Consider the following 16,442-nt stretch of genomic DNA (forward strand, 5'->3'; position numbering starts at 1 on the left):
GTTCTTGATGGTCAGGCGGCGGCAAGGCCGAGGTGATGTTCGAGCTGTTCGGGCTCGGCGATGAGAGTGGCGCTGCGCTCGGCGAGAACGATGCGGCCGCGTTCGAGCACGATGGCGTCGTCCGTCAGCTCGAGGATCTTGCGCGCATGCTGCTCGATGACGATCGCGGAAAGCCCTTCCTCGCGGAACAAAGTCTTCAGCGCCCGCAGCAGTTCCTCGACGATGATCGGGGCCAGCCCCTCGGTCGGCTCGTCGAGCAGCAGGAGCTTCGGGTTGAGCATCAGCGCCCGGCCGATCGCCAGCATCTGCTGCTCGCCGCCGGAGAGCTGATTGCCGAGATTGGCCTTGCGTTCGGCCAGGCGCGGGAACATGCGGAAGACGCGGGCGGTGTCCCATGGCCCCGGCCGCGCCACCGCCGTCAGGTTTTCCAGCACCGTCAGCGACTTGAAGATATTGCGTTCCTGCGGCACCCAGCCGATGCCGGCATGGGCCCGCTGCTCGGGCGAGGCAGTGGTCAGGTCGCGCCCGGCCAGCACGATCCGACCGCCACGGCGGCGGGTGACGCCGATGATGCTGTTGACCAGCGTCGTCTTGCCGACGCCGTTGCGGCCGAGCAAAGCAAGCGAATGCCCTTCGGCCAGCGCAAGGTCGATATCGAACAGCACCTGCGCCTCGCCATAGCCAGCGCTGAGCTTCTCGATCTTCAAGAGCTCAGACATGGGCGTCCTCGCCGAGATAGGCCGCACGGACGGCCGGATCGCGTGCCATCTCCTCCGGAGTTCCCTCCGCCAGCACGCGGCCATTGACCAGCACGGTGATGCGCGTGGCGAATCGGAAGACGAGGTCCATGTCGTGCTCGATCAGCAGCACGGAAACGTCGTCTGGCAGATCGGCCACCGTCTGCATCAATTCACGCCGCTCGGCCTCCGGCACGCCGGCCGCCGGCTCGTCGAGCAGCAGCACCGAGGGCCGCGCGGCGAAGGCGGCGGCGATCTCGATCTGGCGCTGCTTGCCGTAGGGCAGCGTCGCGATCGTCCGATCCATGATGTCGTCGAGCCGGAAGCGGGTCAGGATTTCCGAGACCTGGCTGACGAGTTCCGTGTCACGGTCGAGCGCGCGAAACGGATGGCTGCCACGGCCGAGCCTCTCGGAAGTGACGAGCGCGATCATCTCCAGCGGCGTCATCCTCGCGAAGAGCTGGTTGATCTGGAAGGTGCGCGCGAGCCCGCGCTTCACCCGTGCTTCGCGCGGCAGCCTGGTGATGTCCTCGCCCATCAATTCGATGCGGCCAGAGCTCGGCTTGAGCACGCCGGTCAACTGGTTGACGAAGGTGGTCTTGCCGGCGCCGTTCGGGCCGATCAACGCATGGCGCGCGCCTTTCGCCAGCGTGAAATCGACATGGTCGGTAGCGGTGATGCCGCCGAAGCTCTTGCTCAGATCGACGGTCCGGAGGGCGATGTTCATCATGCCCCTCCCCGCCCGAACCGGGCGAAGCGGCCCGCGATAGTCTTGATCGCGCCATGGATGATCTCGCGCCCACCGAGCACGAAGAGCACGAGGAAGAGCCCGATCCAGAACATCCAGTATTGCGGCGTGAACGTCGCGATCGCGTCCTGCAGCAGCTTGAAGGCGATGGCGCCGATGAGCCCGCCATAGAGATAGCCGGCGCCGCCGATGATCAGCACGAGCATCAGATCGGCCGAACGGTGGAAGTCGAGCACGTCGAGCGAAACGAATTGCGTGGTCTGGGCGAGCAGCGCGCCCGCCGCCCCGGCATAGGCTGCGGCGAGCGTGTAGGCGGCGGCGAGCCGGCGCGCATTCGGCACGCCCGAAGCCGAGGCCCGCAGCGGGTTGTCGCGGATCGCGCGTAGCGACAGGCCAAAGGGCGAATGCACCACCCGCCGCGCGATCAGGAACAGGACGAACAGCACCGAAAGCGAATAGAAATAGGCGGTGCGGCCGAAGAGATCGAAGTCGAACAAGCCGAGCACCGGCGCCATCATGATGCCCTGCAAACCATCGGCACCCCCGGTCAGCGAGCCGAAGGAATTCGCCAGCTCGTAGAGGATCAGCGCCACGCCGAGCGTGATCATCAGCCGCGTCAGATCGGTGCCGCGCAGCACGAGCGGGCTGGTGACGAGGCCAAGTAGCCCCGCCGCACCCATGCCGACGAGGAGGCCAGCGAACGGATCCCCCCCGACATGCTTGGCGAAGAGCCCCGCCGCATAAGCGCCCATGCCGAGGAAGGCGGCATGCCCCAGCGAGACGATGCCGGCATAGCCGAGGATCAGATCGAGGGAGAGAGCGAACAGGGCGAGGATCGCGATCTCGTTGAGCAGCAGGAGGTTGCGCGGAAACAGCAGGAAGGCGGCAAAGGCGAGAAGCCAGAAGGCGATCTCGGCCGGGTGCCAGCGACGGCCCGCATAGAGTGCCTGCCTCACGCGGCTGTCGAAGGTTTCCGCCCTCATGCCCGCGCCCTCGCGAACAGCCCGTGCGGCCTGGTGATCAGCAGCACGACCATCAGCGCGTAGATGATGAAGGCACCGATCTCTGGCACGAGATATTTGCCGACGACATCGGCGACGCCGAGGAGCATCGCGGCGAAGAACGGGCCGGTGATGCTGGAGGTGCCGCCGACGGTCACGACGATCAGGAAGTAGATCATGAACTTCAATGGAAAGGTCGGATCGAGGCCCATGAGTTCGATCCCGAGCGCCCCGCCCAGCCCAGCCAGGCCACAGCCGAGTGCGAAGGTCAGTGCGAAAAGCCGGTTGACCGGGATGCCGAGCCCGCGCGCAACCCGCGCATCGTCCACCGCCGCCCGGAGCCGGCTGCCGAAGCGGGTGCGGGTGAAGCCCCATTGCAGGGAGAAGGCCAGCAAACCGCAGATGACGATGACGAAGAGCCGGTAGCGACCGATGCCGATGCCGGCGATCTCGAAGCGCCCCTGCAGCCAGGGCGGCAAATGGATGAACTGCTGGGTCGAGCCCATCAGCCAGTCCGTGCCGGCCACTGCCATGAAGACCAGCCCGATCGAGAACATCACCTGGTCGAGATGGCTCTTGGCATACATCGGCCGGTAGATCAGCCGCTCCAGCACGATCCCGACCAGCGCCGCTGCGAAGAAGGCCAGCGGCAGGCTGGCCAGAAAAGGCACCCCGAGCCGCTGCATCGCCTGCACGGCGACATAGCCGCCGAGCATGGCGAAGGCGCCGTGGGCGAGGTTGACGAAGTTCATCAACCCCATCGTCACGGAGAGCCCGCAGCCGAGCACGAACAGCACCATCCCATAGGCGACGCCGTCGAACAGGATGGTCAACATGCGCGTCGATCCGCTACGGTCGGATGTCTGCCCGTCACTTGCGGGCCTTCACCGGGTCCTTGACGTCCTTGATCGTCGCGAACTCGACATTGTGGAGATCCGAGCCGACCTTCTGCGTCTTCCGGACATAGATGTTCTGGATGATGTCGCGGGTGTCGGGGTCGATCTTGACCGGCCCGCGCACACTCTCCCAGGAAGCGCCCTTCATCGCCGCGATCAGCTTATCGCCGCTGGCATCGCCCTTGGTCGCTTCCAACGCCCCGGCGATCAGCTTCATGCCGTCATAACCGCCGACCGCCATGAAGTTCGGCCGCATGCCGGGATTGGCCTTCTGGAAGGCCTCGACGAAGGCCTTGTTCGCCGGGCTGTCATGCGCAGCGGAATAGTGATGCGTGGTGATCGCGCCAACAGCGACATCGCCGATGCCTTCGAGGATGTCGTCATCGACCACGTCGCCGGGGCCGATCAGCTTGACGCCGGCCTTGTCGAGCCCGCGCTCGACGAATTGCTTCATGAACTGCGCTCCGATGCCCGATGGCACGAAGACGAAGAGCGCATCGGGCTTGGCTTCCGAGACCCGTTGCAGGAAGGGCGCGAAATCCGGGTTGCGCAGCGGCACGCGTACGCTCTCCACCGTGCCGCCCGCCGCCTTGAACTTGGCCGCAAAGGAGGTCTCGGCATCGATACCCGGCCCGTAATCGGTGACGACGGTGAAGACCTTCTTGATGCCGTTTGCGGCGGCCCAGTCGGCCATCGGCTCCGAGGCCTGCGGCAGGGTGAATGAGGTCCGCACGATATATGGCGAAGCCTCGGTGATCGAGGCGGTCGCCGCCGCCATGACCACCTCCGGCACCTTGGCCTGCGTCGCGACCTGTGCGGTCGCCATGGCGAGCGGCGTCAGGCCGAAACCGGCAAGCACCGAAACCTTGTCGTTGACGACCAGTTCCTGCGCGAGGCGGCGCGTCGCATCGGCATTGCCGGCATCGTCCTTGAGGATCACCTCGAGCTTGCGCCCGCCATGAACCGCGCCTTCCTTCACGAGGAAGAGCTTCACCGCCGCGTCGATCTGCTTGCCGGTCGAGGCGAAGGGCCCCGTCATCGGCAGGATCAGGCCGATCTTCACCGCCTCCTGCGCCAGCGCGAACCCGCTCGTCGAGGTGGCGAGCGCCAGCCCGAGCATGCCACCCAGAATCGTCCTGCGATGCGTCATTGCCGTTCCCTTCCCCTGATCTGGCTTTCTGCGAAGCCCGTTCGTCGTCTCAATCGTCGTCGCGATAGACCAGGCCTGCTTTGGCGAGGCCTTCGCGCATAGCGTACATGTCCAGCCCGAGTTCGCCAGAGGCCAGCCTCCGACGCTTCTCCTCCTCGGCGGCCTCGCGCTTGCGGCCGGCCGCCGCCACCGCCTCCGCCTCCAGCCGCGGCACCACAACGACACCGTCGTCGTCGGCGACGATCACGTCGCCGGGCTGGACGAGCGCCCCGGCACAGACGACGGGCACATTGACCGAGCCCAGCGTCGCCTTGACCGTGCCCTTGGCCGAGATCGCACGCGACCACACCGGAAAGCCCATCTCGGTCAAAACCCGCACATCGCGCACGCCGGCATCAATGACGAGGCCGGCGCCGCCGCGCGCCCTGAGCGAGGTCGCGAGCAGGTCGCCGAACATGCCGTCGGTGTTGTCGGTGGTGCAGGCGACGACGAGCACATCGCCCGGCTGCACCTGCTCGATCGCGACATGGATCATCCAGTTGTCGCCGGGCTGGGCGAGCACGGTGACGGCCCCGCCGGCGATCTGCGCGCCCGGATAGATCGGCCGCATATAGGGCTTCATCAGCCCGCTCCGGCCCATGGCCTCATGCGCGGTCGAGACGCCCAGCTCCTTGAGGTCGGCCGTCGCCGCAGCCGGCGCGCGCTTTTTGGTGCGAATAACGACAGGGGTCATGCCAGCGCCTCCAGCGCTTCCGGGAAGAGCCGCTGATAGGCCTCGCCATAGGTCATCGCCTTGCCCGAGTTGCGGCCGCCCTGCATGCCGCGATTGAGCGCGACGCGGGTGTAGTATTCCCAGAGATGCTTCTGCGCGGCGAGGATCTCGAAGGCCCGGCGCTTCTGCTCCCAGACCTCGTCGATGTTGAGGATGACGTTCGGCTTGAAATTGCACTGCTCGGGCTGGTGCGGCTCGAACAGGAAGACCGGCGGCGCTGCATAGGCGCGCTCCGGGTCGGGCTTGTGCCCGGCGGCCTGCGCGATGATGCGCGCCTCCTGGGCAAAGCGCGTCGCCTCGGGGTGGTCGACATTGTAGGGATCTTCAAGGGCATGCGTCAGCACGAAGCTGGGCCCAAGCTCGTGGAAGATGTCGATGGCGCGGTCGAGCATTGCGGGCGTCGTGCGCAGCGGATAATCCCCCGCATCCATGAACTCGATCTCGGCGCCGAGCAGCTCGGCCGCGGTCTCCGCTTCCTCGCGGCGCTGGGCCTTGACCTCCTCCATGCTGACGCCGGTCTTCTTCCAGGCGAACTGGCTCTCGCCGCGTTCGCCATAGGACAGGCAGAGGATCTTCACGCGCATGCCGCGCTTCGCATGCAGCGCGATGGCGCCACCCGCCCGCCAGACGAAATCGCCGGGATGCGCCGTGATCACCAGACCTGTCTTCTGCAGGTTCGCCATCGGAATTCAGCCCTCTCTCACTTCATTCGGCAGCGCGGCGGGCACCGCCCGCATGTGCCGCCAGGGCGCGCGCCGGTACGAAGGCGCGGCCTTCCATCAGGATGCGTGCGGTCCGCAGCAGCCCGGCCCTCTCGATCACCGGCCGCTCGGCCGTCCCCCCCACCGTCAGCGTCACGGTGAACTCTCCTGTTGGATGCTCGACCGGAACCGTACGCTGGCGACCCGCGGGCATTGCCGCGACGGAGGCCGCGGGCGAACCGGGCAGCACGGCGGCGGTCGCCACCGTCACCGCGGCGAAGACGCCGATCGAGTCATGGCATTCATGCGGGATGAAGCTGCGCGTACAGATCGAGCCGCCGGCTTGCGGCGGCGCGACCAACGCAATCTTGGGCACAACCTTCTTCGCCACGTCGCCGAGATTCATCAGCGGCCCCGCAGCGAGGCGGATACGCTCGATCCGCGCCTTCAACTCGGTATCCTCATTCAGTTGCTCGCGCGGTTCGTAACCGGTGCGGCCGACATCGGCGGCGCGCATCACGATCACCGGCATGCCATTGTCGATCAGCGTGCAAGGCACGCCCTCGATCACATCGACGACGTTGCCGGTTGGCAGCAGCGCCCCGCAGACCGAACCTTCCGCATCGAGGAAACCGATATCGATCGGCGCCGACGTGCCCGGCGCGCCGTCGATACGCGCGCTGCCCTCGGCGCTGGCCTCGCCGCCGGGCGTATCCATCGTCAGGTCGGCGATGGTGCCGGTATTGATGGTCCGGACACGGACGGTCGTCCGCGCGCCGCTCGCCTTGATGAGCCCGCGCGCCAGTGCGTACGGCCCGATGCCGGCGAGAATGTTGCCGCAGTTCGGCGTCGTATCGACCTGCGCCGTCTCGATGCCGACCTGCGCGAACAGGAAATCGATGTCGCAGCCCGGCTCGCTCGATGCTGAGACGATCGCGACCTTGCTGGTCAGCGGATGCGCGCCGCCGAGGCCGTCCACCTGCCGCTTGTCGGGCGAACCCATGACGGCAAGCAGGAAGGCATCGCGCGCCGCGATATCCTCCGGCAAATCGTCGTGCAGGAAATAGGCCCCCTTCGAGGTGCCGCCGCGGATCAGCATGCAGGGAACGGCGATCTGCCCCATCGCCTCACTCTCCCGCCTTGATGCCGGCGCGCGTGACGACGTCGCGCCAGAGCGCCAATTCCGACGCGATCAGCTCGCCGAACCGGTCCGGCGATTCCGGCCGCGCGATGGCACCGTCCCGGGCGAGCGCCGCCGCGAAATCCGGCTGGGTCAGCAGGGCGTTGATCTCGCGGTTGAGCCTGTCGACGATCGGGCGCGGCGTCCGGGCCGGCGCCACCACCCCGTACCATTGCACTGCCTCGAAATCGGGCAGCCCGGCTTCCGCTAGCGTGGGCAGGTCCGGCGCGAAGCCGACGCGCTCGCGGCTGGCGACGCCGAGCACCCGGAGCTGCCCGCCTTCCGACAGCGGCAGGACGGCCGGGCCGCCGGTCAGCGTGAACTGGACATTGCCGGCGACGAGATCGTTCACCGAAGGCGAGGTACCGCGATAGGGCACATGCACGGCGTCGATGCCGGCACGATAGGTGAGATAGGCCGTCGCGATGTGCGCGGCGCTGCCCTGGCCGCCGGAGCTGTAGTTCAGCTTGCCGGGATTCGCCTTGGCGTAGGCGATGAACTCGCCGAGCGTCTTGGCCGGCAGCTTCGGGTTGATCGCGAGGATGTTCGGCACCATCGCCACGAGCGCGACCGGCTGGAAATCCTTGACCGGATCGTAGGGCACACTGGGGTAGAGCGAGGGCGCGAAGGCCAGCGTGCCGATATGGCCCATCATCAGCGTGTGGCCGTCGGGCTCGGACTTCGCGACCTGCCCCGCCGCCGTCATGCCGCCGGCGCCCGGCCGGTTCTCGATCACGAAGCCCTTGCCCGGGATCGTCTGTTCAAGCTTGGCGACGATCAGCCGGGCCAGCACGTCGGTGCTGCCGCCCGGCGTGAACGGCACGACGAGGCGGATGACCTGGCTCGGCCAGCCCTGCTGGGCCCGCACCGGACGGAGCCCTGCGAGACCGGCCGTTCCGAGACCGGCCAGAACGGAGCGACGATCGAGCGTCATCAAGCGCCTCCCTTCCGGCGCGCACCGCGCTCCTGGGCGTCGGCGATGGCACTGGCGAGGCCCGGTGCGAGCCCGGCCGCGGCAAGCATCTCGGCCGCCTCGCGCATCTCCGCTGCCCGGCGGATGCCATGGGTCGCGACGCGCTCGCGCATGTCGGCGGCGAGCGCATGGAAATCGATCGAGGGAAAGGTCGCGTGCAGGCTGGCGAAAACCGGGTCCTTGACGTCCCAGGCCTCGCAGGCAGCAGCGCAATCCACCATCAGCGCCTCCAACCCCTTGATGACGATGCTGCGGCACAGCTTCATCGCCGACGCCCGGCCGAACATCTCGGAGACCGGCGTCAGGTTCATGCCGAGCTCGTTGAGCGTCCCGGCCGCTGCCCGCGCCTTCGGGCCGCCGGCGAGGATGGCGACCTTGAGGCCGGGCTTGAGCACCGGCGCCATCACCGCAGCCTCGACATAATCAGCGCCGCTCGCCTCGACCGCCTTCGCCGCCCGCTGCTTTGTCGAGGGTGCGGCAGAGTTCACGTCGACGAAGATCTGGCCGGGTTTCAGCCAACGCGCCGCCTCGGCGGCGACAGCCTCGGCGCGATCGGCCGTCACGGCAGAGAAGATGAAACTCGCCTCAGCGCAGGCCTCGCCGGGCGAGGAGCCGCAGGTCACCCCGATCTGCCGCGCCGCATCCTCCAGCCGCAGCCCGGCATCGCTGCCGAACAGCAGATCATAGGCCCGGATTCCGGTCGCGCCATTGGCGACGAGACCCCGCGAAAAGACCTGCCCGACCTCGCCGAACCCGATGAACGCGATCGCGGCTGTTCCAGCCATCGTCGCCACTCCTTGTGCGTTTCTTCCCGCAGCAAGGGTGGAGCAGGCTCATTGCTTCATCAAATGATAAGAATGCAGCGATTGATTAATTTCATTCATCTCGGCGCGCCGAGACCGAGCGCTTCAAGGCTTGGCTCAGCAACGAAAGGAGATCGCGCGCCACCGGGCGCAGCGGCACGGTCTTGCGGGTGACGATGCCGAGCGTGCGCGTCACCGCCGGGGAGCGCAGCGGCACCGCGACCAGATCGCCCGCATCGACGACATCGAGCGCGAGCTGCGGCACCACCGCATAGCCGATGCAGGAACGCACCAGGCTAACCGCGGTGACGACGCGCTGGACCTCGTAGCGCCAGGTCAGCGTTTCCCGCCGCGCGCCCAGCGCATCGTCGAGGAGGATGCGGTTGCCGGTCTCGGCGCTGATGCGCACCAGCGGTTCGCCCTGCAGCTGCGCCCAGGTCAGCGACTGCGCCTGGGCGAGCGGCATGCTGCGATGGCTGACCAGTACGAAGGGCTCCTTCACCACCGGCTTGAGCTCCAGATCCCAGCGATTCGCGGCCACGATGGTGACGCCGAACTCCGCCTCGCCGGACTGCACCTTGTCTGCGATCTCCGAAGCCGAATTATCGTGAACCCTGACCCCGATGCCGGGATGGCGCTTGGCGAAGGCAGCGATCACCGAGGGCATGCAATGGACCGCGACCGTGGGCAGGCAGCCGAGCGAGACCTGTTCATCGCCCTCCGGGACATCGACTCGGACCTCGTCGAGCGCCGAGCCGAGATCCTCGAAGATGCGCCGCGCGCGGGGCAGCAGCGCCGTGCCGGCCGCCGTCAGCGAGACCTGACGCGTGGTGCGCAGGAACAGCGGCGTGCCCAGCGATTCCTCGAGCTTGCGGATGCGGTGGCTGAGCGCCGTCTGCGACAGGTTGAGATGCGAGGCGGCGGCGCGGAAGCTGCCGCGCTCCGCGATGCTGATGAACGCCTGAAGCCCTAGAACATCCGCGCGCATGGGATTGCCTGGTCCTCGCGATGGCCGCCGCCGACGGAGGGCGATCCGTCACCGGTATCAGCAACCGCGCTGCTGACAAATATCCCGTAGCCCTATTCGCCGAACTGGCGGATCCAGCCGATCTGCCGGTCGATGCAGCGCTCCCGCTCATAGCCGGCAATCACCGTCTCGCGGGCGGCTCGTCTCAGAGAGCGGGCAAGCGCCGGCTGCGCCAGTGCCTCGGCGATGCGCTCGGCCAGGAGCTCCTCGTCATGGAACGGCGTGAGCAGGCCGTTGTCTCCGTCGCGGATGACCTCCCTCACCGGCTCCGTATCCGAGCCGATGACGAGGCAGCCACAGGCCATGGCCTCGAGAAGCGACCAGGACAGAACGAAGGGAACGGTGAGATAGACATGCGCGGCCGAGACCTGGAACAGCCGAATCAGATTCTCGTAAGGCAGCCAGGGAATGTGGACGATGCGCTCCCCAAGCCCGGTCTCGCCGCACATCGCCTCACGCCAGCTGTTGTCATCGGAACGCGGGCGTCCGTAGCCGGCTCCATCACCGCCGACCACGACGAAGACGAGGTCCGGATGGCGGGCGGCGAGAATAGCCGCAGCGCGCATGAACTGGGGGTAGCCGCGATAGGGATCGAGATCGCGGGCGACGAAGGTGACCACCGGCGAGCCCGGTCTCAGCACGCGGCCATCGGGCAGCACGAAGGACGCATCCGCATCGGGCCGGCAGACGGTCGTGTCGATGCCGTCATGACAGACGGCGATTCGCTTGCGGTAGGCCATCGGATATTGCTGGCGCTGCCACCGCGTCGGCGCATAGGCGGCGTCCAGCGTGTCGAGAGCCAGAAGCTGTGCGGCGTTGCGCATGCGGACGCGATAGCGGTCGGCCGCTGGAACCGGATCGCTCATGCCGAAATCCAGGTCGGACCCCGCGCTGCGATAGTAATACTCGCAGTAGCCGATCAACGCGGCATCGGGCAGCGCGTCGCGGGCGAACAGCAGCCCGCCCCACCCGATATGTCCGAGGACGACATCGGGTGGGTCGGTGCTCTTCAGCCGCTCCATGAGCTGGGCCACCGCCTCGCCCGTCCGCAGGTGATATTCGGTGGCGGCGAGCGCGGGGTGCCGCGTCGACGTCTCCTCCACCGAATACACCAGCTGACTGACGCCGGGTTGCTCCTGCTCAGGGCGCTCCGTGATCAGCGACACCTCGACGCCCTCGGCGACGAGGCTCGCGATCAGAGCAGCGAACTGACCAGATCCTGCGCGATGAACGAATAGGACATGCATGATGCGAGTAGCACCCCGCCGTAGCGGAGCGCGTCATTCCACCATTGTTCGAGATGGCGCAGGGTTTCGTGGGTGGTGCGCAGGTCGGTATCGCGGTTGCTTTCGAGCCGCTGGCCGAACTGGCTGGCCTCGTCGAGAAGCCGCAGACGCTCGCACAGCATCTGCCCCTTCAACGAGAGCGAGATCCGTGCCTGCCGGCGATCGCGCGGCGAGGCCCCGCGGTCGAGATAGCCACTCTCCACCAGTTGCTTGAGATTGTAGGACGCGTTGGACCCTCCGTAATGTCCACGGTCCAGGAGATCGCGAACCGCGATCTCGCCCTGCCCTATCGTCATCAGCACCATCACCTGCGATGGCGAGATGTCGTCGATGCCCAGCTTGTTCAGCTCCTGGCGCAGGTAGTCCAGAAAGCGCCGGCTGACTCGTTCGATAACGCGAGCCAGATCGAACGGAGAAATTCCGCGATCGGGTTCGTCTTCGAGATCATCGGACCCATCCGCCCGATGATCGCCATTCAAGGATCTGCCCAGGAATTGCCCGCCGCTATGCAATTTATAGTGCATCCCTTACTCCGCCTGATCGAAAAATGAACAATCCACCCCGTTTGTCCCCTTTCTCTACTAACAGCCTATAGGCAAAGCACATGCCATATTCAGTGGCTAATAATTAAGATTGCATCAATCCGGATATGGCTGGAAACTAGTTCGAAATTCAAAGTTTTGCATGATTTTGCCTCATTTGCTTTCCGTCGAATCGATGGACTACATTTCTAATCTGTCATAATCTTGACACTCCCTCCGTATCACGTTTGCCTTGCTGATGGCGGGCACGTGTTTGGCGGTCTTGCCGCCACATCCCGCACCCCAATCACGATCCCGGAGTCATGCATGAAGGCTGCGATGCTGGCACCTGACGCCCTGATCCGAACTCTCCAACGATCCTTCGTTGGCGGCCTCGGCTATGCGGCGTTCCTCAGCCTTTGCGTGAATCTGCTGCTGCTGACCGTTCCGCTGTTCATGATGCAGGTGCAGGACCGCGTCATCGTCAGCCATAGCTACGACACGCTCACGATGCTCCTCGTCATCGCCATCGGAGCCCTGACGCTGTACGGCACGGTCGAGTTCATCCGCTCCCTGACATTCCAGACCATGGCCAGCATTTTTGCGCGCCGGCTCAATTTGCCGGCGCTGCAGGCGGCCGTGAGCTCCTCTCTGGAGCAGGGCTCGGGACAGGCGACCCAGGCGATTCGCGACCTCAACGACATCCGCTTCTTCATCGCCAGCTCGGCCATCGCCACCCCGCTGGAAGCGGCCTGGTCCCCGATCTTCCTCGCCGTTCTCTTCGCATTGCATCCGATCTACGGGCTGGTCGCCCTGGCCTCGCTGATCATCCTGCTGCTGCTCGGCGTGCTGTCAGACATGCTCACACGCCGGACCCTCAAGGAGGCGAACGAGGCGGGCGTCGCCAGCATCAACGAGGTCGGCGCAAGCCTGCGCCATGCCGAAACGATCGAGGCCATGGGCATGCTGCCCGCGCTTTCCAGGCGCTGGCGCGGCCAGCAGCTCGCAATGATCGAGCAGCTCGACATGGGCACCCGGCGCGCCAAGTTCATCGCCGCCGTGACGCGCTCCGCGCGCATGACCATGCAGCTTGCCGTCTATGCAACCGGCGCAACCCTCATCATCCGCAACGAGGTCACCGCCGGAACGCTGATGGCCGCGAGCATCCTGAGCGGCCGGCTGCTGGCGCCGTTTGATTCGATGATCACCGATTGGCGGCAATGGGTCTTGGCCGCCGCCGCCTGGAAGCGGGTGCGCGACCTTGTACTGGCGCGCAGCTCGCAGCGGCAGACGGTGCCGACCCCGCCCTGCCAGGGCGACCTCGTGGTCGACCGCGTCGTCTTCGCGCCGCCGGGCTCGGAGCAGACCGTGATCAAGAGCGTCTCCTTCACGCTCGAACCGGGCGAGGTGCTCGGCGTGGTCGGCCCTTCCGGGGCCGGCAAGTCGACGCTGGCGCGGCTTCTGGTCGGCGTGCTCAAGCCCAATGTCGGCGGCGTCTATCTCGATGGACACAGCACATTCCTGTGGGAACGCGGCTCCTTCGGCGCGATGGTCGGCTATCTCCCGCAATCGGTTTCGCTGCTGAACGGCACGATCGCCGAAAACATCGCCCGCATGCGCGAGCCCGATCCCCACGCCATCCTGGAAGCCGCGCGCATCGCCGGGGTTCACGAGCTGATCGGCCGCCTGCCGCTCGGCTACGACACCAATGTCGCCGATACCGGCTTCACGCTCTCGGGCGGCCAGCGCCAGCGCATCGGCCTGGCGCGGGCGCTCTACGGCTCGCCGCGGCTGATCGTGCTCGACGAGCCCAACGCCAATCTCGACGCAGAAGGCGAGCAGAGCCTGATCCGCGCGATCGCCGCGGCGCGCGAAGGCGGCGCCATCGTCGTGCTCATCGCCCATCGCCCCTCGGTGATGCAGGTCGTCGACAAGCTCCTCGTGCTGCGCGAGGGCCGCGTGCAGCAATTCGGCCCGCGCGCCGCCATCGCCGGCATGATCACGCCAAGCGGCCGCATCGAAATGGAGCCAGCCGCCAACGCACCCGCCCCACCGACCCCGATCCGTGAGGTGAAGGCATGACAGGACGTTCCTTGATCAAGCGCCCTGAACAGTCCCTGGCCGTGCAGATCGATGCGGATCCGCAGGACGAGCGTGTCCCGAGTCTGCGCAGCCTGGTCCTCGCCGGCGTGGCCGCGATCGGCGTCGGCTTCGGCGGTTTCGGCGCCTGGGCCGTCACCGCCCGGCTCGACAATGCCGCCGTCGCGAGTGGCGTCGTCGCGGTCGACAGCAAGCGCAAGACCGTCAGCCATCTCGAGGGCGGCATCCTGAAGACCCTGCTGAAGGCGGAAGGTGAGCGGGTCGCCAAGGATGAACCCCTGCTGCGGCTCGAAGACGCCCGGGCCCGCGCCGAACTGCAGCAATTGCAGGCCAAGCGCATCGGACTGGAAGCAAAGCTCGCCCGCCTGCGCGCTGAACAGACGAACGCAACCGGCATCGCTTTCCCTGCCGATATCGCGCGCATGGAAACGCCGATCGCACGCGAGGTGCTGCGGGCCGAGCAGACCTTCTTCAAGTCACGCAGCCAGGTTCAGGATGGCAAGATCCAAATCCAGCAGCGCGTCATCGAACAGCATCAGGCCGAGGCCGATGCGCTGAAGGCCCAGATCGATGCCACCATTCAGCAGCGCTCGCTCATCGACGAAGAGGTCCGGATCATGGCCGACCTCTATGAAAAGCGCTACGCCAAGCGCAGTCAGCTCGTCGAACTGCAGACCAAGCAGAGCGAACTCGTCGGCCGGGCGGGCGAGTTCGCCGCGCGCAAGGCCAAGGCGGAGCAGGCGGTGGCCGGGGCCAATCTGGAAATCCTCTCGATCAGCCTCGAACGGCAGAACGACATCGCAAGGGAGATCCAGGAATCCCAGCTCATGCTCTCCGAGGTCACCGAACGCATCGTGCAGGCCGAGGATGTGCTGCGCCGCCTGATCGTGACCTCCCCGCAGGAAGGCATCGTCGCCAACATCCGCATGCGTACCGCCGGCAGCGTGATCGCCGCCGGCGAGGCGATCCTCGACATCGTGCCGGAGCGTGAACCGCTGATCGTGGAAGCGAAGGTCGATCCGCGCGACATCGATGCGGTCCGCGTCGGCGCCAATACCCGCGTGCGCCTGACCGCCTTCAATTCCCGTCTGCTGCCGCCGATACAAGCGAAGGTGACCTATGTCGCGCCGGATCAGCTCGTCGATGACAAGACCGGCGCGGCCTACTTCGTCGTGCGCGCCGAAATCGATCAGGAAAGCCTGCGCGACTATAAGGTTACGCTGCACGCCGGCATGAATGCGGAGGTCATGATCGTCAATGGTGCACGCCGGGCGATCGACTATCTGGTCTCGCCGTTCACCGACAGCTTCAACCGCGCCTTTCGCGAGGACTGACCGGCGTGGCCTGCCGCCGGCATGCAGCAGATCGGCGCGTATTTCGAATTTGGAAGTATATTTACGGTATCTTCGAAAGAATTATCTCCGTAAATTAAAGACTAAACTGTGACGCATCGCAAAATCGTCACAACAAAATCCTTGCTGCAACGCACTCATTGAGTAATTCTTAGGTCGTCGAGCGACAGCATAACCTATGCGGAGCTGTCGGAACCGTTCCTGGACTTTTAGTTCCGCGGCGTCCCCGCCGAACGACCGGGATCATCAGATCGCTATGGAGGTGCCGTATGGCGACGATCGAAGGAAGTGCATTCGACGATTTTTTGATTGGGAGTCGGTTCAACGACGTCATCCTCGCCGGAGCCGGCCATGACATCGTTCATGGCGGCGACGGCGTGGACTCGCTCTTCGGCGAGGAAGGCAACGACCTGCTTTATGGCGATGGCGGCAATGATGCCCTGTTCGGCGGCGAGGGTAACGACATCCTCTTCGGCGGGCTCGGCGACGACATTCTCTCCGGCGATGCGGGCAACGACGCCCTGTTCGGCGGCGAGGGTAACGATACGCTGCTTGGCGGCGCCGGCGACGACATCCTGCGCGGCAATGCCGGCGACGATGTGCTGATCGGCGGCGAGGGCAACGACCTGCTGCAAGGCGGGCCGGGCAACGACATCCTGCAGGGTGGCGACGGCAACGACGTCCTGCAGGGCGGCGATGGCGCCGACATCCTCTATGGTGGCGACGGCAACGACGTCCTGCAAGGCGGCGCTGGTGACGACATGCTCTTCGGCGGCGCCGGCAACGACGTCCTGCAGGGCGGCGCTGGTGACGACATGCTGTTCGGCGGCGCCGGCAACGACGTTCTGCACGGCGGCGCCGGCAGCGACGTGTTCGTCTTCGCCGGCGGTGGCGGCAACGATGTCGTCCTCGATTTCGAGGCCGGGTCGGACATGCTGCAGATCGCGCACGACATCAATGGCACCGGCGTGGCTTCGGCCGAGGACGTGGCGGCGCGCGCGACCACGGTCGGCGGCAACACCGTCATCGATCTCGGCAATGGCGACACCCTGACCCTCGTCGGCGTGCACGCCGAGGAGGTGCAGGCCGATCCGCACTCCTACTTCTCGGTCGCCTGATCCTGACGCATCGACCCGCCCAGCCATGTGCGGGCGGGTCGACACAGCCCAACACCGTCCTGGAGCGCCCTTCACGG

The 16,442-nt window shown here is 66.2% G+C and carries 16 protein-coding genes; 3 read left to right on the forward strand and 13 right to left on the reverse strand.

Going from position 1 to position 16,442, the window contains the following annotated elements; translation table 11 throughout:
- Positions 1 to 11: 11 nt before the first annotated feature.
- The 13 genes from AC1DE3_RS12740 to AC1DE3_RS12800 all read right to left on the reverse strand — a co-directional run bounded on the left by AC1DE3_RS12740 (position 12) and on the right by AC1DE3_RS12800 (position 11,798).
- On the reverse strand, positions 12 to 719 hold the full coding sequence (locus tag AC1DE3_RS12740; protein ID WP_476796886.1) for an ABC transporter ATP-binding protein: 708 nt from the start codon (positions 717 to 719) through the stop codon (positions 12 to 14).
- Entirely contained in the window at positions 712 to 1,464 is a 753-nt protein-coding gene (locus AC1DE3_RS12745; protein WP_476796887.1) for an ABC transporter ATP-binding protein, read from the reverse strand. The genes AC1DE3_RS12740 and AC1DE3_RS12745 overlap by 8 nt, the downstream gene beginning before the upstream one ends.
- Positions 1,464 to 2,468, reverse strand: a complete 1,005-nt coding sequence (locus AC1DE3_RS12750; RefSeq protein ID WP_476852420.1) for a branched-chain amino acid ABC transporter permease — start codon at positions 2,466 to 2,468, stop codon at positions 1,464 to 1,466. Before AC1DE3_RS12750 ends, AC1DE3_RS12745 begins: the two co-directional genes overlap by 1 nt.
- Positions 2,465 to 3,322, reverse strand: coding sequence for a branched-chain amino acid ABC transporter permease (locus AC1DE3_RS12755; protein WP_476796889.1), 858 nt, complete (start codon positions 3,320 to 3,322; stop codon positions 2,465 to 2,467). Before AC1DE3_RS12755 ends, AC1DE3_RS12750 begins: the two co-directional genes overlap by 4 nt.
- 34 nt (positions 3,323 to 3,356) lie before the next feature.
- Positions 3,357 to 4,532 carry an ABC transporter substrate-binding protein gene (locus AC1DE3_RS12760; protein ID WP_476796890.1) on the reverse strand — a complete coding sequence of 392 codons (1,176 nt, stop codon included), beginning with the start codon at positions 4,530 to 4,532 and terminating at the stop codon, positions 3,357 to 3,359.
- 49 nt (positions 4,533 to 4,581) lie between these two features.
- Complete coding sequence (locus tag AC1DE3_RS12765; protein WP_441511786.1) at positions 4,582 to 5,265, reverse strand: 4-carboxy-4-hydroxy-2-oxoadipate aldolase/oxaloacetate decarboxylase; 684 nt, start codon at positions 5,263 to 5,265, stop codon at positions 4,582 to 4,584.
- The gene (locus AC1DE3_RS12770; protein WP_476796891.1) at positions 5,262 to 5,987 is read right to left on the reverse strand and encodes a PIG-L deacetylase family protein; all 726 of its coding nucleotides are present in this window, start codon (positions 5,985 to 5,987) and stop codon (positions 5,262 to 5,264) included. The genes AC1DE3_RS12765 and AC1DE3_RS12770 overlap by 4 nt, the downstream gene beginning before the upstream one ends.
- A gap of 22 nt (positions 5,988 to 6,009) precedes the next feature.
- A complete protein-coding gene (locus AC1DE3_RS12775) occupies positions 6,010 to 7,128 on the reverse strand; it encodes a 4-oxalomesaconate tautomerase (RefSeq protein ID WP_476796892.1) in 1,119 nt (372 codons plus the stop codon).
- Between the two features lie 4 nt (positions 7,129 to 7,132).
- Positions 7,133 to 8,119 (reverse strand): Bug family tripartite tricarboxylate transporter substrate binding protein, encoded by a 987-nt coding sequence (locus AC1DE3_RS12780; protein WP_476796893.1) that lies wholly within the window; start codon positions 8,117 to 8,119, stop codon positions 7,133 to 7,135.
- Positions 8,119 to 8,943, reverse strand: a complete 825-nt coding sequence (locus AC1DE3_RS12785; RefSeq protein ID WP_476796894.1) for an NAD(P)-dependent oxidoreductase — start codon at positions 8,941 to 8,943, stop codon at positions 8,119 to 8,121. The genes AC1DE3_RS12780 and AC1DE3_RS12785 overlap by 1 nt, the downstream gene beginning before the upstream one ends.
- Before the next feature lie 91 nt (positions 8,944 to 9,034).
- A complete protein-coding gene (locus AC1DE3_RS12790; RefSeq protein ID WP_476796895.1) occupies positions 9,035 to 9,949 on the reverse strand; it encodes a LysR family transcriptional regulator in 915 nt (304 codons plus the stop codon).
- 92 nt (positions 9,950 to 10,041) lie between these two features.
- The gene (locus AC1DE3_RS12795; protein WP_476796896.1) at positions 10,042 to 11,235 is read right to left on the reverse strand and encodes a glycosyltransferase; all 1,194 of its coding nucleotides are present in this window, start codon (positions 11,233 to 11,235) and stop codon (positions 10,042 to 10,044) included.
- Entirely contained in the window at positions 11,184 to 11,798 is a 615-nt protein-coding gene (locus AC1DE3_RS12800) for a MarR family winged helix-turn-helix transcriptional regulator (protein WP_476796897.1), read from the reverse strand. The genes AC1DE3_RS12795 and AC1DE3_RS12800 overlap by 52 nt, the downstream gene beginning before the upstream one ends.
- Before the next feature lie 324 nt (positions 11,799 to 12,122).
- On the opposite strand from AC1DE3_RS12800, the gene AC1DE3_RS12805 reads away from it, so the two are divergent.
- The 3 genes from AC1DE3_RS12805 to AC1DE3_RS12815 all read left to right on the forward strand — a co-directional run bounded on the left by AC1DE3_RS12805 (position 12,123) and on the right by AC1DE3_RS12815 (position 16,365).
- Positions 12,123 to 13,877, forward strand: a complete 1,755-nt coding sequence (locus tag AC1DE3_RS12805) for a type I secretion system permease/ATPase (RefSeq protein WP_441511778.1) — start codon at positions 12,123 to 12,125, stop codon at positions 13,875 to 13,877.
- The gene (locus AC1DE3_RS12810) at positions 13,874 to 15,229 is read left to right on the forward strand and encodes an HlyD family type I secretion periplasmic adaptor subunit (protein WP_476779457.1); all 1,356 of its coding nucleotides are present in this window, start codon (positions 13,874 to 13,876) and stop codon (positions 15,227 to 15,229) included. The genes AC1DE3_RS12805 and AC1DE3_RS12810 overlap by 4 nt, the downstream gene beginning before the upstream one ends.
- Positions 15,230 to 15,516: 287 nt before the next feature.
- Complete coding sequence (locus AC1DE3_RS12815; protein ID WP_476852421.1) at positions 15,517 to 16,365, forward strand: calcium-binding protein; 849 nt, start codon at positions 15,517 to 15,519, stop codon at positions 16,363 to 16,365.
- Positions 16,366 to 16,442: the final 77 nt, after the last annotated feature.

Source organism: Allobosea sp. 10L417, assembly GCF_056395485.1.

What these genes read in the sequence shown, in the direction of transcription:
- AC1DE3_RS12750 (WP_476852420.1), bottom strand. Translation starts at nt 2,468, where the DNA reads ATGAGGGCGGAAACCTTCGACAGCCGCGTGAGGCAGGCACTCTATGCG.
- AC1DE3_RS12775 (WP_476796892.1), bottom strand. Translation starts at nt 7,128, where the DNA reads ATGGGGCAGATCGCCGTTCCCTGCATGCTGATCCGCGGCGGCACCTCG.
- AC1DE3_RS12755 (WP_476796889.1), bottom strand. Translation starts at nt 3,322, where the DNA reads ATGTTGACCATCCTGTTCGACGGCGTCGCCTATGGGATGGTGCTGTTC.
- AC1DE3_RS12810 (WP_476779457.1), top strand. Translation starts at nt 13,874, where the DNA reads ATGACAGGACGTTCCTTGATCAAGCGCCCTGAACAGTCCCTGGCCGTG.
- AC1DE3_RS12785 (WP_476796894.1), bottom strand. Translation starts at nt 8,943, where the DNA reads ATGGCTGGAACAGCCGCGATCGCGTTCATCGGGTTCGGCGAGGTCGGG.
- AC1DE3_RS12765 (WP_441511786.1), bottom strand. Translation starts at nt 5,265, where the DNA reads ATGACCCCTGTCGTTATTCGCACCAAAAAGCGCGCGCCGGCTGCGGCG.
- AC1DE3_RS12790 (WP_476796895.1), bottom strand. Translation starts at nt 9,949, where the DNA reads ATGCGCGCGGATGTTCTAGGGCTTCAGGCGTTCATCAGCATCGCGGAG.
- AC1DE3_RS12815 (WP_476852421.1), top strand. Translation starts at nt 15,517, where the DNA reads ATGGCGACGATCGAAGGAAGTGCATTCGACGATTTTTTGATTGGGAGT.
- AC1DE3_RS12795 (WP_476796896.1), bottom strand. Translation starts at nt 11,235, where the DNA reads ATGCATGTCCTATTCGTTCATCGCGCAGGATCTGGTCAGTTCGCTGCT.
- AC1DE3_RS12800 (WP_476796897.1), bottom strand. Translation starts at nt 11,798, where the DNA reads ATGCACTATAAATTGCATAGCGGCGGGCAATTCCTGGGCAGATCCTTG.
- AC1DE3_RS12760 (WP_476796890.1), bottom strand. Translation starts at nt 4,532, where the DNA reads ATGACGCATCGCAGGACGATTCTGGGTGGCATGCTCGGGCTGGCGCTC.
- AC1DE3_RS12780 (WP_476796893.1), bottom strand. Translation starts at nt 8,119, where the DNA reads ATGACGCTCGATCGTCGCTCCGTTCTGGCCGGTCTCGGAACGGCCGGT.
- AC1DE3_RS12740 (WP_476796886.1), bottom strand. Translation starts at nt 719, where the DNA reads ATGTCTGAGCTCTTGAAGATCGAGAAGCTCAGCGCTGGCTATGGCGAG.
- AC1DE3_RS12770 (WP_476796891.1), bottom strand. Translation starts at nt 5,987, where the DNA reads ATGGCGAACCTGCAGAAGACAGGTCTGGTGATCACGGCGCATCCCGGC.
- AC1DE3_RS12745 (WP_476796887.1), bottom strand. Translation starts at nt 1,464, where the DNA reads ATGAACATCGCCCTCCGGACCGTCGATCTGAGCAAGAGCTTCGGCGGC.
- AC1DE3_RS12805 (WP_441511778.1), top strand. Translation starts at nt 12,123, where the DNA reads ATGAAGGCTGCGATGCTGGCACCTGACGCCCTGATCCGAACTCTCCAA.